The organism is Streptomyces sp. NPDC093097, from assembly GCF_044754325.1.
In the GTDB taxonomy this organism is placed as follows: domain Bacteria; phylum Actinomycetota; class Actinomycetes; order Streptomycetales; family Streptomycetaceae; genus Streptomyces.
Window position 1 is genome coordinate 48,440 of sequence record NZ_JBIVOW010000025.1, and the last position, 23,514, is coordinate 71,953.

General features: G+C 73.7%; 17 protein-coding genes and 1 other RNA gene. 11 read left to right on the plus strand and 7 right to left on the minus strand.

The genetic code is table 11. The features are described from left to right. The first annotated feature begins 6 nt into the window (after window positions 1–6). Window positions 7–789: a class I SAM-dependent methyltransferase gene (locus tag ACIQE0_RS32375; RefSeq protein ID WP_402338788.1), complete on the plus strand. Its 783-nt coding sequence runs from the start codon at window positions 7–9 to the stop codon at window positions 787–789. 64 nt (window positions 790–853) lie between these two features. Here ACIQE0_RS32375 and ACIQE0_RS32380 read toward each other — a convergent pair whose 3' ends face one another. The 5 genes from ACIQE0_RS32380 to ACIQE0_RS32400 all read right to left on the minus strand — a co-directional run bounded on the left by ACIQE0_RS32380 (window position 854) and on the right by ACIQE0_RS32400 (window position 10,442). Next, entirely contained in the window at window positions 854–1,846 is a 993-nt protein-coding gene (locus ACIQE0_RS32380) for a class I SAM-dependent methyltransferase (protein ID WP_402338789.1), read from the minus strand. 269 nt (window positions 1,847–2,115) lie between these two features. Next, window positions 2,116–3,051, minus strand: coding sequence for a carbohydrate ABC transporter permease (locus ACIQE0_RS32385; RefSeq protein ID WP_402338790.1), 936 nt, complete (start codon window positions 3,049–3,051; stop codon window positions 2,116–2,118). Continuing rightward, window positions 3,048–4,376 (minus strand): carbohydrate ABC transporter permease, encoded by a 1,329-nt coding sequence (locus ACIQE0_RS32390; RefSeq protein ID WP_402338791.1) that lies wholly within the window; start codon window positions 4,374–4,376, stop codon window positions 3,048–3,050. Before ACIQE0_RS32390 ends, ACIQE0_RS32385 begins: the two co-directional genes overlap by 4 nt. A gap of 130 nt (window positions 4,377–4,506) precedes the next feature. Beyond that, window positions 4,507–5,844 (minus strand): ABC transporter substrate-binding protein, encoded by a 1,338-nt coding sequence (locus ACIQE0_RS32395; protein WP_402338792.1) that lies wholly within the window; start codon window positions 5,842–5,844, stop codon window positions 4,507–4,509. 818 nt (window positions 5,845–6,662) lie between these two features. Next, window positions 6,663–10,442 carry an FtsK/SpoIIIE domain-containing protein gene (locus ACIQE0_RS32400; protein ID WP_402338847.1) on the minus strand — a complete coding sequence of 1,260 codons (3,780 nt, stop codon included), beginning with the start codon at window positions 10,440–10,442 and terminating at the stop codon, window positions 6,663–6,665. Window positions 10,443–10,975: 533 nt separating this feature from the next. Here ACIQE0_RS32400 and ACIQE0_RS32405 point away from each other — a divergent pair. From ACIQE0_RS32405 to ACIQE0_RS32420, 4 genes are all read left to right on the plus strand, one after another. Further along, entirely contained in the window at window positions 10,976–12,613 is a 1,638-nt protein-coding gene (locus ACIQE0_RS32405) for a serine/threonine-protein kinase (protein ID WP_402338793.1), read from the plus strand. A 178-nt stretch (window positions 12,614–12,791) separates the two neighbouring features. Beyond that, a complete protein-coding gene (locus ACIQE0_RS32410) occupies window positions 12,792–14,048 on the plus strand; it encodes a serine/threonine-protein kinase (protein WP_402338794.1) in 1,257 nt (418 codons plus the stop codon). A 122-nt stretch (window positions 14,049–14,170) separates the two neighbouring features. Next, window positions 14,171–15,286 carry a peptide chain release factor 2 gene (gene prfB, locus ACIQE0_RS32415; protein ID WP_366332606.1) on the plus strand — a complete coding sequence of 372 codons (1,116 nt, stop codon included), beginning with the start codon at window positions 14,171–14,173 and terminating at the stop codon, window positions 15,284–15,286. Between the two features lie 329 nt (window positions 15,287–15,615). Further along, on the plus strand, window positions 15,616–16,521 hold the full coding sequence (locus ACIQE0_RS32420; RefSeq protein ID WP_402338795.1) for a hypothetical protein: 906 nt from the start codon (window positions 15,616–15,618) through the stop codon (window positions 16,519–16,521). Window positions 16,522–16,660: 139 nt separating this feature from the next. Here ACIQE0_RS32420 and ACIQE0_RS32425 read toward each other — a convergent pair whose 3' ends face one another. After that, the gene (locus tag ACIQE0_RS32425; protein ID WP_274915448.1) at window positions 16,661–16,852 is read right to left on the minus strand and encodes a hypothetical protein; all 192 of its coding nucleotides are present in this window, start codon (window positions 16,850–16,852) and stop codon (window positions 16,661–16,663) included. Between the two features lie 273 nt (window positions 16,853–17,125). Between ACIQE0_RS32425 and ftsE the strand changes: the two genes are divergently transcribed. From ftsE to ssrA, 5 genes are all read left to right on the plus strand, one after another. Beyond that, on the plus strand, window positions 17,126–17,815 hold the full coding sequence (ftsE, locus tag ACIQE0_RS32430) for a cell division ATP-binding protein FtsE (RefSeq protein ID WP_100604605.1): 690 nt from the start codon (window positions 17,126–17,128) through the stop codon (window positions 17,813–17,815). Window positions 17,816–17,824: 9 nt separating this feature from the next. After that, the gene (gene ftsX, locus ACIQE0_RS32435; protein WP_366332613.1) at window positions 17,825–18,736 is read left to right on the plus strand and encodes a permease-like cell division protein FtsX; all 912 of its coding nucleotides are present in this window, start codon (window positions 17,825–17,827) and stop codon (window positions 18,734–18,736) included. A gap of 67 nt (window positions 18,737–18,803) precedes the next feature. After that, window positions 18,804–19,958: a S41 family peptidase gene (locus ACIQE0_RS32440; protein ID WP_402338796.1), complete on the plus strand. Its 1,155-nt coding sequence runs from the start codon at window positions 18,804–18,806 to the stop codon at window positions 19,956–19,958. A gap of 18 nt (window positions 19,959–19,976) precedes the next feature. Beyond that, a complete protein-coding gene (gene smpB / locus ACIQE0_RS32445) occupies window positions 19,977–20,477 on the plus strand; it encodes an SsrA-binding protein SmpB (protein WP_366332616.1) in 501 nt (166 codons plus the stop codon). A gap of 124 nt (window positions 20,478–20,601) precedes the next feature. Beyond that, window positions 20,602–20,971: a transfer-messenger RNA gene (gene ssrA / locus ACIQE0_RS32450) on the plus strand. 128 nt (window positions 20,972–21,099) lie between these two features. On the opposite strand, the gene ACIQE0_RS32455 is transcribed toward ssrA, so the two are convergent. Next, window positions 21,100–22,350: an MFS transporter gene (locus ACIQE0_RS32455; RefSeq protein ID WP_402338849.1), complete on the minus strand. Its 1,251-nt coding sequence runs from the start codon at window positions 22,348–22,350 to the stop codon at window positions 21,100–21,102. A 145-nt stretch (window positions 22,351–22,495) separates the two neighbouring features. Between ACIQE0_RS32455 and ACIQE0_RS32460 the strand changes: the two genes are divergently transcribed. Continuing rightward, window positions 22,496–23,488 (plus strand): LysR family transcriptional regulator, encoded by a 993-nt coding sequence (locus ACIQE0_RS32460; protein WP_402338797.1) that lies wholly within the window; start codon window positions 22,496–22,498, stop codon window positions 23,486–23,488. Window positions 23,489–23,514: the final 26 nt, after the last annotated feature.

The following is a 23,514-nucleotide window of genomic DNA, read 5'->3' on the forward strand; positions in this document are numbered from 1 at the left end:
CGTGCGATGGCGTACACCGTGATCAGCGCGACCGGTGCCCGCGCCCCGGACACCGGCACCCGCCCGCCGCTCGCCGACCAGGAAGGTGACCGCCCCGCGATGCCCGGCCGAACCGACAGCTCCGCCGCCACCGACCGCCCCGACACCGCGGCCCCCGCCCCCGGCACCCCCGCCGCCCACACCTCGCACCCCACCGGCACCGCCCCGGCCGCCTCCACCCTCCGGCTCCCCGCCCACCCCGAACGCGCCCGCCTGGCCCACCTGTTGGCCGCCCGGCCCCCGTTCGCCCGGCAGCTGCGGCGGATCGGCCCCGGCCGCGTCCTGGAGATCGGCTGCGGCGACGGCGACACCCTCGCCGCCTGCGCCCCCGGCAGCGTCGGCATCGACCACGACCCGCACTCCGTCGCCCGCTGCCGCGCCCGCGGCCTGACCGCCTACACCGCCGACGCCTTCCTGGCCGGTCCGCACGCCCGCCCCGGCGCCTTCGACGCGCTGCTCACCGCCCACGTCCTGCAACACCTCGACGACGAACAGGTCGAGGAGCTGCTGCGCGCCTACGTCCCCTACGTCCGGCCCGGCGGCGGCGTGCTGCTGATCACCGCCCAGGAGGCCGGCCACCGCGCCGGGCCCGAGCCCGTCCGCTTCACCGACTTCACCCTGCTGCGGGCCTTCGCCGAAGCCGTCGGACTGGCCGTGCGGCGCACCTACTCCCACCCGCTGCCGCGGACCGCCGGGCGGTTCTGGCGCGCCAACTCCTTCGTCCTGGTAGGGCAGGTGCCCCGGGGGTGACGCGGACGCCCCGGGCCGCACCGCGACGGGCCGGCGCACCCCGCCGACCCGCCCGGCGCGCGCCTCAGCGGCGCGCCGCCCGCGACCGCGCGCGGGCCCGTACCAGCGCCCGGGTCACCAGCGGCGGCAGCACGTCCGCCGCGACCCGCTGCAGCACCCCGCGCGGCGGACGCGCCGCCGGGGCCGGCCGCCGCTCGGCCTGCGCCTGCGCCTGCGCCGTCGGCCGCGTCTTCGCCGCCGTCTCCGTCTCCGTCTCCGTCTCCGTCTCCGTCGACGGCGCGGGCCGGTGCCGTGACACCGGATGCGCCGGCTCCTTCGCGCCCTTGGGGCTCAGCCGCACCAGCGGCGCACCGTTGACCTGCTGCACCTCGTGCCAGATGTCGCCGCGGGCCGCCGCCCACGCCGCGAGCGCGCTCCGGTACGGCTCCGGGTCGCCCCACGTGCCGTAGAACTTGGTGCCGGTGAGGCAGATCGGACGCAGCCCGTGGCCCGTCACCGCCTGCCAGGTCGCGGCGGCCACCCCCGGGCAGTGCTCGGCGCGGTAGTCGTCCATCACCACCACCCCGCGGTCGTGCAGTAGCTCCCGCACCGCCAGGATGTCGCCGTGCACATGCTCGTACAGATGCGACGCGTCGATATGCGCGAACCGCACGCTGTCCGGCGCGACATGCTCGCTCACCACGGAGCTGAGCCCCTGCACGATGACCGGCAACTCCTCATGGAACGCCAGGTAGTTGGCCTCGAAGGCGCGCCGGGTCAGGGTCGCGTACGACTTCGCCATCTCCTTGGAGTTGGACGCGTCCTCGGCCGGCGAGTCGAACAGGTCGCAGACCGTGAAGCGCTCGCCCGGACGCAGCCGCGCCCCCAGGAAGATCGCGCTCTTGCCCATGTACGCGCCCAGTTCGAGCAGGTCGCCCGGTACCGACCGGTCCTGCTGATGGCGCAGGAACCAGTCGAACAGCAGCTGATCGGCGGTGAAGAACCAGCCCTTGACCTCGGACAGCCGGGTGGGACGCGGCAGGTGGTCGGCACTCTGGTCTGCGGTGGCGGCAGTCATGTGCGGTTCCGTCTCCAGACGGTCGGGAATCGGTGGCGAGATACGACACGACGGCGCGGCGCGGCACCGGGGACGCGGAACGGACCTCGGCGCCGCCACGGCACGGCGAAGCGGTCGCCACGAGGAACCCCGGTCGCACCGTGCGCCTCACGGAGCGGGCGCCATCGTAGGGGGAGGAACATGAACGGAAGGTGAGCGTTGTCTCCCGCTCCGGTCATGGCTTCGGCCGGATCCCGCACCGCCCCGGCACCGCCGCCCCTGCCCCGCGGTCACTTCACCGCGCCCGCCATCACCCCCGAGACGAACTGCCGTTGGAAGGCGAAGAAGACGATCAGCGGCACCACCATCGACAGGAACGCCCCTGGCGCCAGCACGTCGATGTTGTTGCCGAACTGCCGCACCTCCTGCTGGAGCGCCACCGTGATCGGCGGATGCCCGCTGTCCGCGAAGATCAACGCGATCAGCATGTCGTTCCACACCCACAGGAACTGGAAGATCCCCAGCGACGCGATCGCCGGACCGCCCAGCGGCATCACCACCCGGGTGAACAGCCGCAGTTCACCCGCCCCGTCCAGCCGCGCCGCCTCCAGCAGCTCCCGCGGGATCTCCGCGAAGAAGTTCCGCAGCAGGAACACCGCGAACGGCAGCCCGAACGCCGTGTGGAACAGCACCACCCCGGCCGTCGTCTCGAACAGCCCCACCGCACCGAACAGCTTCGCCACCGGAATCAGCGCCACCTGCACCGGCACCACCAGCAGCCCCACCACCACCATGAACCAGCCGTCCCGCCCGGGGAAGTCCAGCCATGCGAAGGCATAGCCCGCCAGCGACCCGATCACCACCACCAGCACCGTCGCCGGCACCGTGATCGCCGCCGTGGTCAGCAGCGACCCCATCACCTTCCCGTTCGACAGCAGATGGCCGTAGTTGTCGAGGGTCAGCTGCGCGGGCCGGGTGAACACCTGCCACCAGCCCGACTCGGCGATCTCCGCCGGACTGCGCAACGACGAGATCAGCAGCCCCACCGACGGCATCAGCCAGAACAGCCCCACCAGCACCAGGAACACCCGCACCGCACCACCCCCGGTGCGCGCCGCGAGCCGCGCCATCGGCGACGGACCGCCGGCCGCGGGCCGCCCCCGCCCGCGGCCCCCGCGACCGGCCGGCACCGCGGCCCCGTCCACGGCCGAGATCGGCGAGGTCATCGACGGCGCTCCTTCCGTATCCGGCGCAGATTCACGAACATCACCGGTGCCACCAGCACCAGCAGGAACACGGCGATCGCACTCCCCAGCCCCTCGTCCACATCCGTCCCGAACGACGACTGGAACAACTGCAACGCCAGCACATTCGCCGACCGCAGACTGGAGCCCGGCGCGATGATGTACACCAGGTCGAAGATCTTCAGCACATTGATCATCAGCGTGACCAGCACCACCACCAGCACCGGCGCCAGCAGCGGCACCGTGATCCGGCGGAACACCTGCCACTCGCTGGCCCCGTCCACCCGCGCCGCCTCCAGCAGCTCCCGCGGCACCCCCGCCAGCCCCGCCGCGATCAACACCATCGCGAAACCGGCCCACATCCACACATAACTGCCGATGATCGCCGGCGTGACCAGCACCGGCCCCAGCCAGTCCACCCCGTTGTACGCCGCCGCGAAGTCCGCCGCCGGCAGCCGCAGTCGCGCCCCGGCCGCCTCCGCCGGCAACACATACGTCCCGTCCGCCGCCGTCACCGCCGACGCCACCACCCGGCCGCCCCGCACCGCCTCCACCGTCAGCCCCGCCAGCGCCTTCTCACCCGGGTCGATGACGTTCGGACGCCCCCCACCACCACGGGTGAAATCCAGCCACGCGGTACCCGTGACCTTCCCCGGCCGCGGCCGGGCGGCCACCGCCGGCCTCGCGTCCCGGACGTCCCGCGGCTGCACCGCCACCAGCGGCAGATCCACCGGCGACCCGACCCGCGCCACCGACCGCGTGGTGAACGCCCCGCCGCCGGACGGCCGCAGCTCCCCGTTCGGCCGCGGCTTCGCCCCCGGGAACGGCGCCGGCTCGGCGAACGTGTCGTGCACCGCCACCCACACCGCGTTCGCCACCCCGCGCTGCGGATCCTGGTCGTAGACCAACCGGAAGATGATCCCGGCCGCCAGCATCGAGATCGCCATCGGCATGAAGACCACCAGCTTGAACGCCGTGCCCCAGCGCACCCGCTCGGTCAGCACCGCGAAGACCAACCCCAGCGCGGTGGACACCGTCGGCGCCACCACCACCCAGATCACGTTGTTCCGCAACGCCGTCCGGATGCCCTCGTCCGAGAACATCGCACCGTAATTGCCCAGCCCCACAAAGCCGTTGCCGGACGCGTCGAACAGACTCCGGTACACCGAGAACCCGATGGGATACACCACCAGCGCCCCCAGCAGCACCAGCGCCGGCAGCAGGAACACCGCCGCGACCCACGGCCGCGTCCCGGCCACCCCGCGCCGCCGCGGCCCGCCCGCCGCCCCTGCCCGCGCCCCGCTCATCGTGACGATCCCCCCGCTCCCGATCGAGGTGGCCCGCACCGCTCCACGGGACGCCCGCCGACGCCGGCGCGCGGCGCCCGGGCCGGCCCGCCCGGCCCCGACGCCCGCCACGCCGCCGTGCGTCCCCCGCTCAGTGCCCGAACGCCTTCGCCGCGTCCTGCTCCAGCCGCTGCTGCGTCCCCGCGACGTCCTTGGGGTTCTTCAGGAAGTCCTGGAGGTCCTTCCACTCGCCCTGCCCCGGCTTGCCGCCGAACGAGGCGGGCGCCTGGTCGGACATGTCGAACCGGAAGCCGTCGCCCGCCGCGATCAGCGCCTTGGCGATCTTCCGCATCACGTCGTCGGCATACGCCGACGGGGCCAACTCCTTGTTGGGCGAGACGAAACCGCCCGCCTGCGCCCAGATCCTGGCCGCGTCCGTCGACGCCAGGAACGTCAGCAGCGCCTGCGCCGCCTTGTTGTCCTTGAGCGCCACCGCCACGTCCCCGCCGGTCACCACCGGCGCCTTGGCGCCCACCGCCGGGAACGGGAACACCTTCGCGTCCGTCCCGACCTTCGCCTTCGTCTCCGCGATGTCCGCCGCCGCGTAGTCGGCCGACGACACCATCGCCCCCTTCGGGGTGTCCCCGCCGCTGAACGTCTGCGTCACCGACGTCGGGAAGTCCGTGTGCAGCGCCCCCGCATTGCCGCCCGCCAGCAGCTCCTTGTGGCCGAAGAGCTGCGCCAGCGTGGTCAGCGCCTGCGTGACCGAGGGATCGGTCCACTTGAGTTGGTGCTTCGCCAGCAGGTCGTACTTCGTCGGGCCCGCCTGCGACAGATAGACGTTCTCGAACCAGTCGGTCAGCGTCCAGCCGTCCGACCCGCCCACCGAGACCGGCTCCACGCCCGAATCGGACACCGTCCGCGCCACCTTGAGGAACTCCGGCCAGGTCTTCGGCTCGGACACCCCGGCGTTCTCGAAGACCTTGGCGTTGTACCAGACCAGCGACTTGTTGCTGGCCTTGAAGTACACCCCGTACTCGGTGCCCTTGTGGGCGCCCAGATCCTGCCACCCCTTGCTGAAGTTCTTCGCCAACTGCGCCTTGGCGTCCGCCCCGAGCGGCTTGAGCCACCCCTTCGCCGCGAACTCGTTCAGCACCCCGACCTGTTGCAGCAGCGCCACGTCCGGCGGCCCACCACCGGCGATCTTGGAGCCGATGAACCCGGCCATATCGTCCCCGCTCGGCACGAAGTCGACCTTCGCCCCGGTGCGCTTCTCGAACTCCGCCAGCACCTTGGTGAAGTTGTCCCGCTCCGCTCCCGTCCAGACGGCCGCCACCTGCAACCGCTGCCCGCTCAGCTTCGGCAACGCCACCGTGGGCGCGGCATCCCCACCACCCCCGCCCTTACCCCCACCACCCTTGTCCCCGCCCCCACTGCCACTCCCACACCCGGCGAGTCCGAGCGCCAGCACCGCGGCGACGGCCGACACCCCGGCACCCCGCCGCGGCCGCGCACCCCGCCGCCCGAACGCGCCGGTGCCCCCACCGCCGGTACCCCCACCGTCGGTTCCGCGGCCTGTCCCGTCGACTCGTCTGCGCATCCCCGTAGCCCCTCCGTAGTCCCCGTCACTCCGCGCATGAGCCCTCACCCCGGGCTCGCGGGACGAACCCCCGCCCCGCACATGGCACTGATCTCACCGGCGGCGCACTGCACTGATGTCGCTGGTGGTGCGCCGCACTGAAGGCGCGATGGCGGATCTCACTGGTGGTGGCACTGATATCGCTGGTGCTGATGATCATGGTTCGATGCCACGCGAGTGCGCGCGTGCGCGAGCGCCGCGTCCCGACATCCCGAGTGCTCCGCAGCGACCGGTGCCGCACCGCTGCCTGACCGCGCCGTGCCCTACTGCGCTCCCGCGCCCTGTGTGCCCTACCGCACTGCCTGAACGTGCCCCACAGCGTGCCTTACTGCACTGCATGTACCTGCTGCGCTGCACGTGCCTACTGCACTGCACGTGCCTACTGCACTGCACGTATCTACTGCGCTGTACGTATCTACTGCGCTGCGCTGCCCCGTGATCGTCACGATCACGGCCGCTCACTCACCGCCGATGGCCACCGACTGCCGCCGTTCGCCATCGCACCTGTGACAGGCGGGCGCCTGCCGTGCGACAGTCCTACGCCCCCACCACCGGCTCCGCAATACCGCCCCCCAGGCCAACACCCCTTTCGTGATGGGCCTGTTACGGACCGGGCTCGCGCCCCACGCTCACGCCTCAGACTCGCGCTCACGCCTCAGGCTCACGCCTCACATCAGCGCCGGCCCCGCCGGTGCGCCCGAGGACTGTGCCGCCCGCTGGAGCGCGCTGGCCAGCAGTGCGAGGTCCGTCGGGCCGTTGCCCAGCTCACGGAGCGGGCGCCGGGCCGGCGGATCGCCCATCCGCGGCCACTCCAGGGGCACGACGGTCGGGCGGAGCGTGGACGTGCGCGGTATCCGGCCGGTGACCCGGCCGGCCTGGAACGGGACGGATGTGTCGTCCGCCGCGCGGTGCAGCCGCCCGCGCCCGGGCGGTACCGGTTCGGAGCCGGGGGCCGCGGGCTCGGCCGGGTCGGCGGCCGTGCCCAACTGGATGCGCAGGGCGGCCTGTTCGGCGGTCGCGGTGCCTTCCGTGCGGTCCGGGTGACCGGTCGCGGCTATCAGGTGCACGCCCAGTGCCGCGCCCTCCCGGGCCACCGCCTCCAGGGCGCGCACCACGGAACCGGCGGCCGGCCGGCCCATGCTGCCCAGCGCCGGCGAGACCAGGGCGTCGAAGTCGTCGACCAGGACGAAGAGGCGGGGCATCGGGGCCGCCGCGGGGGCGTCCGGCACGGCCGCGGGCGGGGCCGACGTCGCGCCGGGCGGCCGGTGGGCCGGCGTCTGGCCGGTGGTCGCGGCGCCGGTGGCCGGGGAGTCGGGCGACTCGGCGGGGTGGCCGGGGCGTCCGGGGCGAGTGTGCGGGGCTTGGTGCGGGGGGTGGGCGGTGTGGTCCTGCGAGGGGCGCAGGCGCAGGGTGCCCGTGCGGGAGGGGTCCGCCGCGAGGTCTGCCGGGGTGCCGCCGCCTTCTTCCTTATTACGGCAACGATTACGGAGAGTAGTTTGTTCCTGTGATTCGTTACTCGTTGTGAATGAGGGGGAGGGGGCTGAGGTGACAGACGGGACGTGGGGGGCGGGGGTGGATGCGGAGCCGCCCTCGGTGGCGCGGCTGCTCCCGGCGATGCGGTTGCCCTCGGCGGAGCGGCGCGGGGCGACGATGCGCGGGGCCGGGAGGTGCTTGGTGCGCCACTCGGAGAAGGGGGTGCCGGCCAGTATTTCGGCGCGCCGCTTCAGCTCGGAGGAGAGCGCCTGGGCGAACTCCCGCATCCGCAGCGGGTCCGAGGCGGCCAGATGCGTGGTGACGTGCGGCAGATCCGTACAGGCCCGCAGGCCCTCGCCGCGCTCGCTGCCGGTGCCGTCCACCAGGACCAGCGACAGCCGGTCCGGGCGGTCCGCAGCGGCCAGCGACGCGGCGAGGGAACGCAGCAGTTCCGTCTTGCCGGTGGCCGCCGCGCCCTCGACGAGCAGATGCGTGCCGTCGGCCGCGAGGTCGGCGACCACGGGGCCGTGCGGCCCGGCGCCGAGCACCGCGGCGGCGCCGGGCCGGTCGGTGTCCTGCGCGGCCGCCCAACGGGCCATCAGGGAAGCGGGGGTGGCGCGGGCCAGCCCCAACTCGTCCAGCAGACGCGCCGATTCGGGCAGCGGTACGGCGGCGCGCGGCGCCGCGGACCCGCCCGGCCGACCGGGCGCCTCGGTCTCCCGCAGGGGCGCCAGCGCCCGGGCGAACCGCTCGGCCCAGGCGGCGGAGACCGCGTCCACGGTCGCGACCGTGCCGTTCGGCCCGGAGCCCGGCTGGACCACCCGCAGCGCCGTGGCGACGTCGCCGCTGAGCACCGCCACCGCCCCGCACTCGCCGAACGCGGGCGAGGCGACGCGCGCCGCCTCGTACGTCGCGGCCAGCGGGAAGGCGGGGGAGGCGGCCGGGGTCTCGGCCAGGCAGAGGACGTGGACACCGGCTGCCGGGCCGCCCGCCGCGAGCCGGGCGGTGGTCTCGCGCAGCGCCGACGAACCGGGATCGCCGTCCACGATCAGCAGGGTGTACGGCCCGCGGTGGCGGGCGGCGACCGCGGCCACCTCGGCGCGCTCGGCGCTGGGCCAGCCGGGGCCCAGCGGGCCGTCGTCCAACCGCCGCACCAGCTCGGCCGTACGGGAGGCGGCCTGCTCCATGTCGTAGGCGAGCAGCAGCCGGCAGTCCTGGCCGCGGGCCGGGCGGACGTGCGGCAGCCAGCCCAGCCAGGACCAGTCGTCCACCCGCTCCTCGACGGGGCGCGCCCGGTCGGTGCTGACCAGCACGATCTCCAGCGTCCCGGGGGAGTGCAGCGCGGCCAGCTGCGCGGCCGCGGACCGGGCCAGCCCGATGAGCCGCCCCCGCGGCCCGGCCAGCCCGAGGGCGCCGGCCCGGCGCAGCTCGACGGTGACCGGGGCGGCGGTGCGGCCGCCGTCCCGCTCGGCCGTCCCCAGGCGGACGGTGAGCAGGTCCGGGTGGTCCGGGCCGCGCTCCCAGAGCAGGGGGCCGGGGCAGAGCGCGGTGAGCAGGATGCCGGCGGCGTCCGGCCAACGCCGGTCCGCGGCCGGGCCGGAGAGGGGCGTGGTGCCGCCGGCGGCCCGGGGTGCCGGAGCGTCCCCGGGGGCCGCCCCGTCGTCGTCCGCGGACTGCGCTGCCGGGTCCTGCTCCTCTTCTACGGGGCGGCCGCCGGCCAGTCGGCGCGCCCAGGCGCCGATGCCGCCGCGCCGGCCCGCCTTACGGGCCATCGGGTCGGCCGGGACCAGGGACTGCTGCCCGCCGTGGGTCTGTCCGTCGGCGGGCGCGGTGCCGTGACCGGCCGCGGCCTCGTGCCCGGTCCGCGCCCCGTATTCCGCTTCGGCTGCCGCGTATCCGTGCGCCGGCCCGTAGGCGGCGGGGTTGGGGTCCTGGAGCGGCCTGGGCGGGGCGGCGGGCGGGAACAGGCCGTCCGCGGCCGGCCCGGAGGCGGGGAGTCCGGTGCCCTCCGGGGCGTGCGCACGGGCCGCGGGGTCGGGGACGCCGCGCAGGGGGGTGTCCCGCCGGCCGGAACCGCCGGTGAAACGGCCGTCGCGATCGTCCGGGCCGGCTGTCGGCGGGCCGGCCGGCGGCGCGGCCGCGGGGTGTCTGCCGCTGCCGGGGGCCGCCGGGGCGTGCCCGCTGCCGCCGGTCCTCGGGTGGGGGACGTCACCGGCTGCGTACGAGCCGCCGGCGGGGGCGTGGTCGGCGCCGGCGTACAGCACGCCCGCCGCGGTCTCCCCGGTGGGCGAGGCGCCGGGGGCGAGTTGTCCGGGGGCGACCCGGAGATGGCCCTCCCCGTCGGGGGCGGCGGTCAGCGCCGGGTCCGGGGTGCGCGGCGGGGCCTGGAGGCGCAGGGCGGACTCGCCGATGCGCAGCAGGGCGCCGGGCGGCAGCGGGACGGCCCGGTCGCCGAGCTCGACGCCGTCGACGGCGGTGCCGTTGGTGGAGCGCAGGTCGGCCACGTACACCGAGCCGTCGGGCTCGACCGTGACCGCGCAGTGCAGGCGGGAGACGTCCGGGTCGTCCAGGGGGACGTCGGCGTCGGCGGAGCGGCCGATGCGGATCTGGCCGCCGTGCAGCAGGTGCACCCCGCCGGCGTCGGGGCCGGAGACCACGCGCAGCCGGGCGGAGCCGTGCGGCAGGCCGTGCGCCGGGGAGGGGCCGGGGCCCTGGAGGGAGAGCACCGCGCCGTCGATCAGGGGCGGCTCGCCGAGCGCCGCGCGCTGCGGGTCGAGCCGCTCGGTGCCGGCGTAGAGCACGACCGCGGCGCTGCTGCTCGCGGTGCCGACGTCCGCGCCGGAACCGGCCACGGCCGCCGCGAGCGAGCCGGCCACCGTCGCCAGGGCGGTGCCGGCGGGGGCCGTCACGAGCACGTCGCAGGCCCGCGTGGTGTGGCCGCTGCGCGGCCCGAGGACGGTCAGCCGGATCTGCATCGCCGTCAACGGTCCCTTCTGCCGGGAATCCGGCAGGAGCTCCGCTCACCCCCCACCGCACCCCGGGCACGTCGGCACGGACATGTCCCACGCACGTCGCGACGGTGACCGCGCGCCCCCGCCGCGTGCGTGCTGGGATGCATCCTCGCACCTGCCGCTGACAACACGCCCGCCGACCGCCCATTAATGATCTTGATTGGTCGGTGCCCGGCGCAAAACCGCCTGCTTACGCGCAGCGAACCGGCCGATTTCGCTCACCGGGCGCCAGGGAAGCGGTCGCCGACGGACGGTCCCCGGGCCCCGGCCGCCGGCTCCCGGCGCGCCGCGGCGGATGCCGGCCGCCCCGTACCGGCCTTGCCCGGGACACATCCGGAATCCGGGCAACCAACGGTCCGCGCCCTGCGTCTACCCGAGAAGCCCGCTCCGTCCGGCGAACCGAGAGGTTTGTGCGACGGCACTACAGTGGGGCGGACGGACCGCGAGCCGACCCAGCGGGCCAGAGCAAGGACCACCACGATCAGGGAGCGCATGACGTGCGGCCGGTAGGCAGCAAGTACCTGCTTGAGGAGCCGCTGGGACGCGGCGCCACGGGCACCGTCTGGCGTGCCCGCCAGAGGGAGGCGGCCGGCGCCGAGGCCGCCGTCCCGGGAGAGCCCGGCGAAACGGTCGCGATCAAGGTCCTCAAGGAGGAGCTGGCGTCCGACGCCGATGTGGTGATGCGCTTCCTCCGGGAGCGCTCGGTCCTGCTGCGGCTGACCCACCCCAACATCGTCCGCACCCGCGACCTGGTCGTCGAGGGCGACCTGCTGGCGCTGGTGATGGACCTGGTCGACGGCCCCGACCTGCACCGCTACCTCCGCGACAGCGGTCCGTTCAGCCCGGTGGCGGCCGCCCTGCTCACCGCGCAGATCGCCGACGCGCTGGCCGCCAGCCACGCCGACGGCGTCGTCCACCGCGACCTCAAGCCGGCCAACGTGCTGCTCTCCGGCTCGGACGGCAGCGGCGAGATGCACCCGATGCTGACCGACTTCGGCATCGCCCGGCTGGCCGACTCCCCGGGGCTGACCCGTACACACGAGTTCGTCGGCACCCCCGCCTACGTGGCGCCGGAGTCCGCCGAGGGCCAGCCGCAGACCTCCGCGGTGGACATCTACGGCGCCGGCATCCTGCTCTTCGAGCTGGTGACCGGCCGCCCGCCGTTCGCCGGCGCGACCGCCCTGGAGGTGCTGCACAGGCACCTCGCCGAGGAGCCGCAGCGCCCCGCCTCGGTCCCCGAACCGCTGTGGACGATCATCGAGCGCTGTCTGCGCAAGCGGCCCGAGGAGCGCCCGAGCGCCGAGAACCTCGCGCGCGGGCTGCGCGCCGTCGCGGCCGGCATCGGTGCGCAGGCCACCCCGGAGCAGGCCGAGGCGGCGCTGGGCGTCGCCGCGCTGCTCGCCCCCGACCCGGACCCGGCCACGGTCCCGGGCACCGAAGGCTCCCAGGAGACGGGCGCCGCGGCGCCCACCCAGGTGCTGCCGACCAACGCCTCCTCCTACGACCCGGGCGCCCCGACCAGCGTGCTGCCGTCCACCGGCGGCCCCGGCGGCCCCGGTGGCCCCGCCCCCACCCGGGCCATGCCGCCGGTGCCCCCGATGCCGGCGGGCTCGCCCGTCGGCCCCCAGGAGCCCGAGGGTCCGCACCCGTGGGAGTCCCAGCTGCGGGCCGCCCGCGACCGCAACGACCAGACCCAGGTGCAGTACCTGGACCCGCAGGACGACCCGCTGCGCCGCCGTCCGCAGCGCCGCCAGGCCCCGCCCCCGGCTCCGGCCCCGTACGCCGGGCAGCAGCCCGGGTACGCGCCGCAGCGGCCGCCGGCCCCGCAGCGTCCACCGGCCCCGCAGCGCCGCCAGGAGCCGCCGCCGCAGCGCTACGAGCCGGCCCCGCCGCCCGCGCGGGAGCCCCGGCCCCCGCGTGAGCCGCGCCGGCGCAGCGCCAACCCGATGCGGATCCCCGGTCTGGGCTGCCTGAAGGGCTGCCTGTTCATGGTGCTGCTGCTGTTCGTGGGGGGCTGGCTGGTCTGGGAGTTCACCCCGCTCCAGCAGTGGATCGGCACGGGCCGGAGCTTCTTCGGGCAGGTCGGGCACGTCTTCAGCCAGATCCAGGACTTCGTACAGCAGCTCGGCGGCTGACGGTCCGTACGGGGGATCGCCGGCGACATCATGGATTTGTCGACATCCGGCTGGTGAATTCCCGTACAGAAGTGACGTTGCCGTCATGGGGGGCACCGAACTCTCCGGTGCCCGCGTAGCTTTGACGCCAACCTCAGCCCCCGCAGGACGCTAGGGGGCCCGACCCGTCGGAGCAGTCTTGGCACGGAAGATCGGCAGCCGGTACACCGCCCACCAGATCCTGGGGCGCGGCAGTGCCGGCACGGTATGGCTGGGCGAGGGTCCCGAAGGGGCCGTGGCCATCAAGCTGTTGCGCGAGGACCTCGCCTCCGACCAGGAGCTCGTCGGCCGCTTCGTACAGGAGCGGGCGGCGCTGCTGAGCCTGGAACACCCGCACGTCGTCGGCGTCCGCGACCTCGTCGTCGACGGCGCCGACCTCGCGCTCGTCATGGACCTGGTCCGCGGCACCGACCTGCGCACCCGTCTGGAGCGCGAGCGGCGACTGGCCCCGGAGGCCGCCGTCGCCATCGCCGCCGACGTCGCCGACGGCCTCGCCGCCGCGCACGCCGCCCGGATCGTGCACCGCGACGTCAAGCCGGAGAACGTCCTGCTGGACATGCAGGGACCGCTCGGCCCCGGTGGCGCGCACCCCGCGCTGCTCACCGACTTCGGCATCGCGCGCCTGGTCGACTCGCCCCGCCGCACCAAGGCGACCAAGGTCATCGGCACCCCCGACTACCTCGCCCCGGAGATCATCGAGGGGCTGCCGCCGCGCGCCTCGGTGGACGTCTACGCGCTGGCGACCGTCCTGTACGAGATGCTCGCCGGCTTCACGCCCTTCGGGGGCGGCCACCCGGGCGCGGTGCTGCGCCGCCACGTCACCGAGAGCGTCGCCCCGCTGCCCGGCATCCCGGACGAGCTGTGGCAGCTGCTGCTCCAGTGCCTGGCCAAGGCGCCCGCCTCCCGGCTGCGCGCCCCGGAGCTGGCCGCCCGGCTGCGCGAGATCCTGCCCGGCCTGGCCGGCATCCCGCCGCTGGACATCGACGAGCCCGATGACGAGCAGCCGGCGGACGACCCGGAGAGCGCTCCCGCCGGGGCCCATCAGGAGGCGCGCTATCCGGCGGCCCCCGAGGGCCCGCCGCGCGGCGCCGTCCCCCTGGTGCAGGGCTCCACGCCGGACTCCAACCGGGAGACGCACACCAGCATGCGGGTCCCCGCGCCGGACGAGCTGGCCGGCGGCGCGCACGGCACCGCCCGCGCCCCGCGGGCCGCGGGGGAGCGCCGGGCGGGTTCGGCCCGGCACCGCTCCTCGCCGGAGGCGGTGCGCCGCCGGCGGATCAAGCTGGGCGTGGCGGCCGCCGCGGTCGTGGTGGCGCTCGCGGTCGGCGGGCTGCTGGCCTCGGGCGGCGAGGACGAACCGCACCACGCCACCCCGGGCGTGCAGCAGCCCCGATAGGCCGGTGACCTGCGCCGGACCCCGTGCGGGCGCCGGCGCGGGTCCGCTCCGGGCCGGCCCGCGCCCCCGGCGCCGGAGCCGGTCCGGGACAGATTGTCGGTGGTAGCCGTTAGGCTGGGTGCGTGGCAGTCGTCGATGTATCCGAAGAGCTGAAGTCCCTCTCCTCGACCATGGGGTCGATCGAGGCCGTCCTGGACCTCGACAAGATGAGGGCCGATGTCGCCGTGCTCGAGGAGCAGGCCGCGGCGCCGTCCCTGTGGGACGACCCGGCGAACGCGCAGAAGATCACCAGCCAGCTGTCCTTCCTCCAGGGCCAGCTGCGCCGCGCCGAGGAGCTGCGCAGCCGCGTCGACGACCTTGAGGTGCTCTTCGAGCTCGCCGAGGCCGAGGACGACGAGGACGCCCGCGCCGAGGCCGAGCGCGAGCTGACCGACGTCCGCAAGGCGGTGGACGAGCTGGAGGTCCGCACCCTGCTGTCCGGCGAGTACGACGCCCGTGAGGCCGTGGTGAGCGTCCGCGCCGAGGCCGGCGGGGTGGACGCCGCCGACTTCGCCGAGAAGCTCCAGCGGATGTACCTGCGCTGGGCCGAGCGCCACGGCTACAAGACCGAGCTGTACGAGACCTCGTACGCCGAAGAGGCCGGCATCAAGTCGACCACCTTCGCCGTCCAGGTGCCCTACGCCTACGGCACGCTCTCCGTGGAACAGGGCACGCACCGCCTGGTGCGCATCTCGCCGTTCGACAACCAGGGCCGCCGCCAGACCTCCTTCGCGGGCGTCGAGGTGCTGCCGGTCGTCGAGCAGACCGACCACATCGAGATCGACGAGAGCGATCTGCGGGTGGATGTCTACCGCTCCTCCGGCCCCGGCGGCCAGGGCGTCAACACCACCGACTCCGCGGTCCGGCTGACGCACCTCCCCACCGGCATCGTGGTCTCCTGCCAGAACGAGCGCTCGCAGATCCAGAACAAGGCCACCGCCATGAACGTTCTCCAGGCGAAGCTGCTGGAGCGGCGCCGCCAGGAGGAGCAGGCCAAGATGGACGCCCTCAAGGGCGACGGCGGCAACTCCTGGGGCAACCAGATGCGTTCGTACGTCCTGCACCCCTACCAGATGGTCAAGGACCTGCGGACCGACTTCGAGGTCGGCAACCCGCAGGGTGTGCTGGACGGCGACATCGACGGCTTCCTGGAGGCCGGCATCCGCTGGCGCAAGCAGCAGGAGCAGCAGGCCAAGTAGGCGGCAAGCGGGCGGTGGCCCGCGCGGTTCCCGGACAACTGCCTCCCTCGGGGAGGCAGTTGTCTTTTGTTGTGGCGGTTAGGTCACAGTCGTACGTCCATGTATCGCCCAGCTCATGGCAATTCGGGCGTCGAGCCTTTATTCGCCCTTGACGATGTTCCGAGAACTGGGAAGGCTGAATGCGGCATGCGTGTGTCATGGGGCGCGTGTAGGAACGGGGAGACGAATGGCCCGCCCGCAGTCGCGGGCCGTGGCTGCACGCCCCTATCGGTCGTTGCCCCGTGCGGCGGTGCTCCAATGACGAGTTCGGCTACTGGGGGTAGCAGTACATGACGAAGAAGACGCGGCTGCGCGTGGCACGCATTGCGGCCGGAGCGGTGATCGCGGCCGGTGCGTCGCTCACCGCGGCCGGTGCGGCATCGGCCGCCGAGACCGGTCAGACCCGGAGCGGCGGCGACAACTGCAACATTCTCGACCCGCTGCACCTGTTCTGCGACGAGACCGGCGGCGGCAACTCCACCGGTGGCGAGAGCACCGGCGGTGAGTCGACCGGCGGCGAGTCCACCGGTGGCGAGATCGGCAGCCAGACCTCCGGCGGCGAGACCACGGGCGGTGAGACCACCGGTGGCGAGACCACGGGCGGTCACAACTCCGGTGGTCAGTCCACGGGCGGTGAGTCCAACGGCGGTGAGACCACCGGTGGCCACAACTCCGGTGGCGAGTCCAACGGTGGCCAGAACTCCGGTGGTCAGTCCAACGGCGGCCAGAACTCCGGCGGTCAGTCCAACGGTGGCCAGTCCAACGGCGGTCAGAACTCCGGTGGTCAGTCCACGGGCGGCGAGTCCAACGGCGGCCAGAACTCCGGCGGCCAGTCCAACGGCGGCAGCAGCACCGGCGGTCACTCCGGTGGCAGCACCACCGGCGGCGGCAACTCCGGTGGCCACTCCGGTGGCAGCACCACCGGTGGCGGCAGCACCGGCGGCGACAGCACCGGTACCGGCACCGACAATGAGGGCTCCAAGCCGGTCGAGCAGCCGGGCCAGGGCAAGGAGCAGGTCGTCGACACCCCGGGCCAGGCCAAGCAGCAGGCCAAGGGCGGTCAGCTGGCCGAGACCGGTTCGTCCGGCACGACCTTCCTGCTGATCGGCGCGGCGACGATGATCGCCGGCGGTGTGGGCTTCCGGGTCCTGCCCCGTCTGATCAACAAGAACGGTGGCGGCGCGGCGGCTGCCTGACGCCGACGCGGCACACGACGAGGGGCCCGGGACGCATGGCGTCCCGGGCCCCTCGGGCGTTCATGGGAGTGGGGCGCCCGCGGCGGCACCCTGCGCGGCGGCACCGTCACTCAGCGGAGCCGCGGGAGGGCGGCGCCCCTCAGACGGCCTGGCGGAGCAGCACCGCGAGCGCGATCAGCGCGACCAGCAGGGCCGCCAGCACCACGGGATTGAGCTGGCCGAAAAAGCCCGCTTGCTGCTGGAGCCGTTCCCTGCTGGCCCGGCACACAGGGCAGCGGCCCTCGCTCACAGGGGCCGCGCAGTTGGCGCACACCAATCGGTCGTACGTCATGCGACCTCCTTACTTCACTGGACCAACGCGCCAGGAGGCGGGTGGGTTCCCCCTACCACTGTGCCAGGTCCGCCGCGGTACGGCGCGCCCCGCCGATCGCGTCCGGCTGCCCGCCCGGCATTGTGCGCCTTTTGTCCCGGAGGAGCCGTGAAGAAACCCACCAACCCCCGCCGGCGGCTTCGTCCCCACCCGAGGTTCGCGTAGGGTCTCGCACACCGACGGGAGCCGTAACCGGCAACCCGTGCCCCTACCCAGGTCGACCGTGGTGCATCTGTGATCCGATTCGACAACGTCTCAAAGACCTACCCGAAGCAGAACCGCCCCGCCCTCAGGGACGTCTCCCTGGAGATCGAGCGTGGCGAGTTCGTCTTCCTGGTGGGCTCCTCGGGCTCCGGTAAGTCCACCTTCCTGCGACTGCTCCTGCGCGAGGAGCGCGCCAGCCATGGCGCCGTCCACGTTCTGGGGAAGGACCTGGCCAAGCTCTCCAACTGGAAGGTGCCGCAGATGCGCCGCCAGGTGGGGACGGTCTTCCAGGACTTCCGCCTGCTCCCCAACAAGACGGTGGGACAGAACGTCGCCTTCGCCCTGGAAGTCATCGGCAAGCCGCGCGGACAGATCCGCAAGACGGTGCCCGAAGTCCTCGAACTCGTCGGCCTCGGCGGCAAGGAGGACCGCATGCCCGGCGAGCTGTCCGGTGGTGAACAGCAGCGCGTCGCCATCGCGCGGGCCTTCGTCAACCGCCCGCTGCTGCTCATCGCCGACGAGCCCACCGGCAACCTCGACCCGCAGACCTCCGTCGGCATCATGAAGCTGCTGGACCGGATCAACCGCACCGGTACGACGGTGGTCATGGCCACCCACGACCAGCAGATCGTCGACCAGATGCGCAAGCGGGTCATGGAACTTGAGAAGGGCCGGCTCGTACGCGACCAGTCGCGCGGCGTGTACGGCTACCAGCACTGAAAGGACGCGATGCGCGCCCAGTTCGTCCTGTCGGAGATCGGCGTCGGTCTCCGCCGAAATCTCACGATGACCTTCGCCGTCATCGTCTCGGTAGCCCTCTCGCTCAGCCTGTTCGGCGCCTCGCTGTTGATGCGCGATCAGGTCAACACGATGAAGGGCTACTGGTACGACAAGGTCAACGTCTCCATCTTCTTCTGCAACAAGAACGACGCCGAGTCGGCCGCCAACTGCGCCAAGGGCGCGGCGACCGAGCAGCAGAAGAAGGACATCCTCGCCGAACTGCACCGGCTCCCGCTGGTGCAGAACGTGGAGCACGAGACGAGCGACCAGGCGTACAAGCACTACAAGGAGCAGTTCGGGGACACCCCCGTGGCCGGTCTGGTGACGCCCGACCAGCTGCCGGAGTCCTTCCGGGTCAAGCTCAAGGACCCGACGAAGTTCGACGTCATCAAGTCCGCGTTCTCCGAGCGGCCCGGTGTCGAGCAGGTCCAGGACCAACGGGACACCGTCGAGCCGCTGTTCCGTCTCCTGGACGGTATGCGGTACGCGGCCCTGGGTGTCATGGGCCTGATGCTGGTGGTGGCGTTGATGCTGATCGTCAACACCGTGCGGGTGTCGGCGTTCAGCCGCCGCCGGGAGACCGGCATCATGCGGCTGGTCGGTGCGTCCAGCTTCTACATCCAGCTGCCGTTCATCATGGAGGCCGCGATCGCCGGCCTGATCGGCGCGGTGTTCGCCTGCGTGCTGCTCGTCGGCGGCAAGTACGTCATGATCAACCAGTGGTTGGCCAAGCAGATCCAGGTGATCAACTTCATCGGCTGGGACTCCGTCCTGGCGGTGCTGCCGCTGGTCCTGCTCATCGGGCTGCTGATGCCCGCGCTCGCCGCGTTCTTCGCGCTGCGCAAGTACCTCAAGGTGTGAGCTTCGCCAAGGGCGCCGTACGGTCAACTCGCCGTACGGCGCCCTTTCGTCGCCTAGACTCACCGGCATGTCGGGCCCGTGGTCGTACGACCGGCTCCGCCGCATCCGCCGCGGGGCGGCCCTGACGTTGTTCCTCGCCGGAGTGCTCGCCGCGGGCGCGGCCACCGGCACGTGGGGCGGCGGCGACGAGTACGCCGCCGGCGGCGCGGTCGCCGACCGGGCGGCCGTCCAACGGGCCGCCGCCCAGGCCGTCGCGGACGGCAAGTCCGGTGCGCAGGCCGCCGCCGAGGCCGTCAGCCGCAGCGGTGACCGCTGGTCGACGGTCTACACCCCCGGTGAATTCGAGGATTTCCAGGACCAGTTGGACGGCGCCTACGTCGGCGTCGGGCTGTGGGTGCGGCAGCGGGACGACGGCCGGATCACGGTGTCCCGGGTGCAGCCCGGCGGCCCCGCCGCCCGCTCCGGGATCGCCGTCGGCGACCGGCTCGACGCCGTCGACGGCCGGCCCGTCCGGGGGCGGCCGGTCACCGAGACCGTCGGCCGGCTGCGCGGCGAGGACGTCGCGGGCTCCGCCGCCGGCACCCCCGTCCGACTGGAACTGCGGCGCGGCGCCCGCCACTGGAGCGCGACCCTGCGCCGCACCCGGCTGCACACCGAGAACGTCACCGTGGACCGCCCGGGCGGCGGTCCGACCCGCATCAAGATCACCTCGTTCGCCAAGGGCACCGGGGCCGCGGTCCGCCGCGCGCTGCCCGGTGCGGACCTGCGGGACGGGCTGCTGCTGGACCTGCGCGGCAACACCGGCGGCCTGGTGAGCGAGGCCGTCGCCACCGCGTCGGCCTTCCTCGACGGCGGCCTGGTCGCCACCTACGACGTGCACGGCAACCAGCGCGCCCTGTACGCCGAGGGCACCGGCGACACCCGGACCCCCTTGGTGGTGCTGGTGGACGGCGGCACGATGAGCGCCGCCGAACTGCTCTCCGGGGCCCTCCAGGACCGCGGCCGGGCGGTGGTGGTGGGCACCCCGACGTTCGGCAAGGGCTCGGTCCAGATGCCCAGCCGGCTCCCGGGCGGTTCGGTCGCGGAACTGACCGTCGGCCACTACCGCACCCCGTCCGGCCGGGCGGTGGACGGCGCCGGCATCACCCCGGACCTCCTCGTCGAGGAGCACGCCGAAAAGCAGGCCCGCACAGTATTGAGTGGCCTCGGGGCCGGTACGTAGTGCGAAAATGGCCGCACTATGGCTACCAAGGGCAAGGGCAAAGAGAAGGACGACGGGCGCAAGCTCGTCGCGCAGCACAAGAAGGCGCGGCACGACTACCACATTCTGGACACCTATGAGTGCGGTCTGGTCCTGAGCGGCACCGAGGTGAAGTCGCTGCGCCAGGGCCGGGCGTCGCTCGTGGATGGATTTGTCCAGATCGACGGCGGAGAAGCCTGGCTGCACAACGTCCATATCCCGGAATACGCACAGGGCACCTGGACGAATCACAGTGCGCGGCGGAAGCGGAAGCTGCTGCTGCACCGCGTCGAGATCGACAAGCTGGAGGTCAAGTCCGAGGAGACGGGCCACACGATCGTGCCGCTGGCCCTGTATTTCAAGGGCGGCCGGGCCAAGGTCGAGATCGCGCTGGCCAAGGGCAAGAAGGAGTACGACAAGCGGCAGACGCTGCGTGAGAAGCAGGACCGCCGCGAGACGGATCGGGCGATCTCGGCGGTCCGGCGCCGGCAGCGGGCCTGACATACCGGCGGCCGGACCGGGTTCGCGGAAGGCCGCCGGGAATCTGCTGGCACCGTCGTGCGTTGGTCACGTACGATGGGTGCACACCCCGCGAGGGTGTGGCACCACCTTGAAAAGAAAACATGGGGATGATCGGTTTCGACAGCGGATGTCGAAGCAGGGGAAGCGAGTCGAGGAAGCGGCAATGATCTCGTAAACCACATGCCGAAACCTATAATCGCCAACACCAAGCGCGATTCCTTCGCCCTCGCTGCCTAAGTAGCGACCTGCGAAGTGTCAGCCCGGGGCTGTTCCCGACCCGGATCCTGGCATCAGCTAGGGGACTCCACTTCTGTACCCGGTCACGGGGTGCAGAAGGAAATCAAACAGTGACTGGGCCCGTCGGAGACTTGTCCGTGTGATCTCCGGGGCCGAGAAAAGCGCAGCGGACTGCACTCGGAGAAGCCCTGATTCCGCACCGTTGGACGCGGGTTCGATTCCCGCCATCTCCACGAAGACGACAGGCGACGTGTGCCCGCGTAAAGCGCGGGCCGCGTCGCCTTCGTTGTTTTTGCGCGGCTTTGCCGCGCGTAGCGGGGGCCTTGCCACCCGCACCCCCATGGGACTCGGGGCCGCCCGTCCTTCAGGTTCGCCGGGCAGCCATTGCCGTGGTCGTCGCCGTGATGGCGAGGGCCAGCGCGGCGGCCGCGGTCGGTACGGCGTAGCCGAAGGTGGGGGAGGGCAGGTGCTCCGCGGCCCAGCCGCCGGTCGCCGAGCCGGCCGCGATCCCGGCCAGCAGCGCGGTCACCGCCAGCGTCATCCCCTCGTTCAACCGGCCGGGCGGGGTGCGGGACTGGATCAGGCCCATGCCGGTGACCATGGTCGGGGCGGTGGCGGTCCCGGCGGTGAGCAGGGCCGCGGCGAGCAGCACCGGGACGGCCGCGGCGGCGGCCAGCAGCGGCAGCGTCAGCAGTGCGGCCATCGCGGCGACGCAGAGCAGGAAGCGCCGGGCCGGCCGGGCCGCCGGGGGCAGCAGGCCGAGCAGCAGCCCGGTCGCGCCGGAGCCGGCCGCCTGGAGGGCGAGCAGACCGCCGGCCGCTGGGCGGAAGCCGTGCGCGTCGGCGTAGGCGAGCGTGACGACCTCCAGGGAGCCGAACACCGCGCCGGTGGCGAGGAAGGTGAGCAGGAGGGGCGGCAGGCCGCGGGTGCGCAGCGGGGAGCGGGGGCGTCCCGGGGCGGGCGGGAGAACGGGCGGTTCGGTACGGCGCTGGGCCGCGAAGAGCAGCACGCCGGTGAGCAGCAGGGCGGCCGCCGTGGCGGTGCCGGCCTCCGGGGCGACGGAGGTGCACAGCAGCGTCGCGAGGACCGGGCCGAGCAGGAAGCACAGTTCGTCGACGGCCTGCTCGAAGGAGTTGGCGGTGTGCCGGGCGGCCGGGTCGTCGCGGAGGAGGTGCGCCCAGCGGGCGCGGGACATCCCACCGGTGTTGGGGGTGGTGGCGGTGGCGGCGTAGGAGGCGAAGAGGGTCCAGTCGGGGGCGCCGGAGCGGACGCACAGGAGCAGGGAGAGCGAGCCGAGGATCGCGACGGCGGTGGCGGGGACGGCGATCCTGGCCTGGCCGTGGCGGTCGATGAGCCGGGCGGTCAAGGGGCCGACCAGTGCGGTCGCGGCGAGTCCGGTGGCGGTGACCGCCCCGGCCAGGGCGTAGGAGCCGCGGCTGCCGGCGATCATCAGGACCGCGCTGACGCTCAGCATCCCCATCGGCAGCCGGGCCAGGAGGTTGGCCGCGGTGAAGGCGCGGGCGCCGGGGACGGCGAAGAGCCGGGCGTAGGGCGAGCGGCGGCGGGCGGGCCGGGCGGGCGGCGTGACGGGGCGGGCGGCCAGGAAGAGGATCATGCCGTCCACGGTCGCGGTGGTGGCCGCCGGCCGTCCAACACCTGCGCGGGACGATTGACGCACCTGTGGTGTGAGTGCCGGGACCGGGTCCGTGAAGTGCGCAAACGCGGTGTGGCCGGCCGGTGTCCGGTGTGAGGATGGGCCGGTGCCCTACGACACCGACCCCCGGCTGCTGCGGGCGTTCACCGCCGTCGCCGAAGAGCTGCACTTCACCCGGGCCGCCGCCCGGCTGTACGTCGCCCAGCAGGCACTCAGCCGCGATGTCCGGCGGCTGGAGCGGGAGTTGGGGGCGCAGCTGTTCGTCCGGACCACCCGGCAGGTGGCGCTGACCGCCCAGGGCGAGCGGCTGCTGCCGTACGCGCGCCGGGTGTTGGCGGCTCACGAGGAACTGGCCGCGGCCTTCCGGGCGGAGCCGGAGCGGCCGCTGGTGGTGGACGTGCGGGCGCCGGTCGGCACCGCCTACCGGGTGCTGGCGGAGGCCCGGCGGCGGCTGCCGGACAGCCTTGAACTGGTCGCCCGCTTCCACAGCGGACTGGCCGGGGCCGCCGCGGAGTTGGCGGCCGGGCGGCTGGACGTCTCGTTCGGGCGGTTCGCGGGGCTGCCGGCCGAGGTCCGGGCCGGGCTCCGCCATCAGCCGGTCCGGCTGGAGCCGATGGCGGTGCTGCTGGCCGCGGACCATCCGTTGGCCGCCGCCGGCTCCGTACCGCTGCACCGGCTGGCCGGCGAGACGCTCTACGCGGCCGCCGGGAATCCGCACACCGCGGAGTGGACGGAGCTGGCGGCGCGGCTCTTCGCGGGGCGGGGGATCGCGATGGCGGCGCCGTTCCCGGAGATCGAGGGGGCGGAGGAGTTCGTGCGGGTGGTGCGCAAGCGCGGCTGGTCGGTGCTGGCGAGCATGGAGTTCATCGAGGTGTCGGGGATGGTGCTGCGGCCGGTGGTCGAGCCGGTGCCGCTGTCGCCGGTGGGGATGGTGTGGCGGCGGGGGCTGCGGCATCCCGGGCTGGACGCGCTGCGGGCCGCCGCCCGGGACCTGGGGGCCCGGGAGGGCTGGCGGACGCCGCCCCGCGGCGGCTGGTGGCTGCCGGCGGCGGACGCCGCGGCGATGGGCGTGGCGGCTGCGGGCGCTGAGGGGCCGTAAGATCCGCGGTGCGCCGGGAGCGCGCC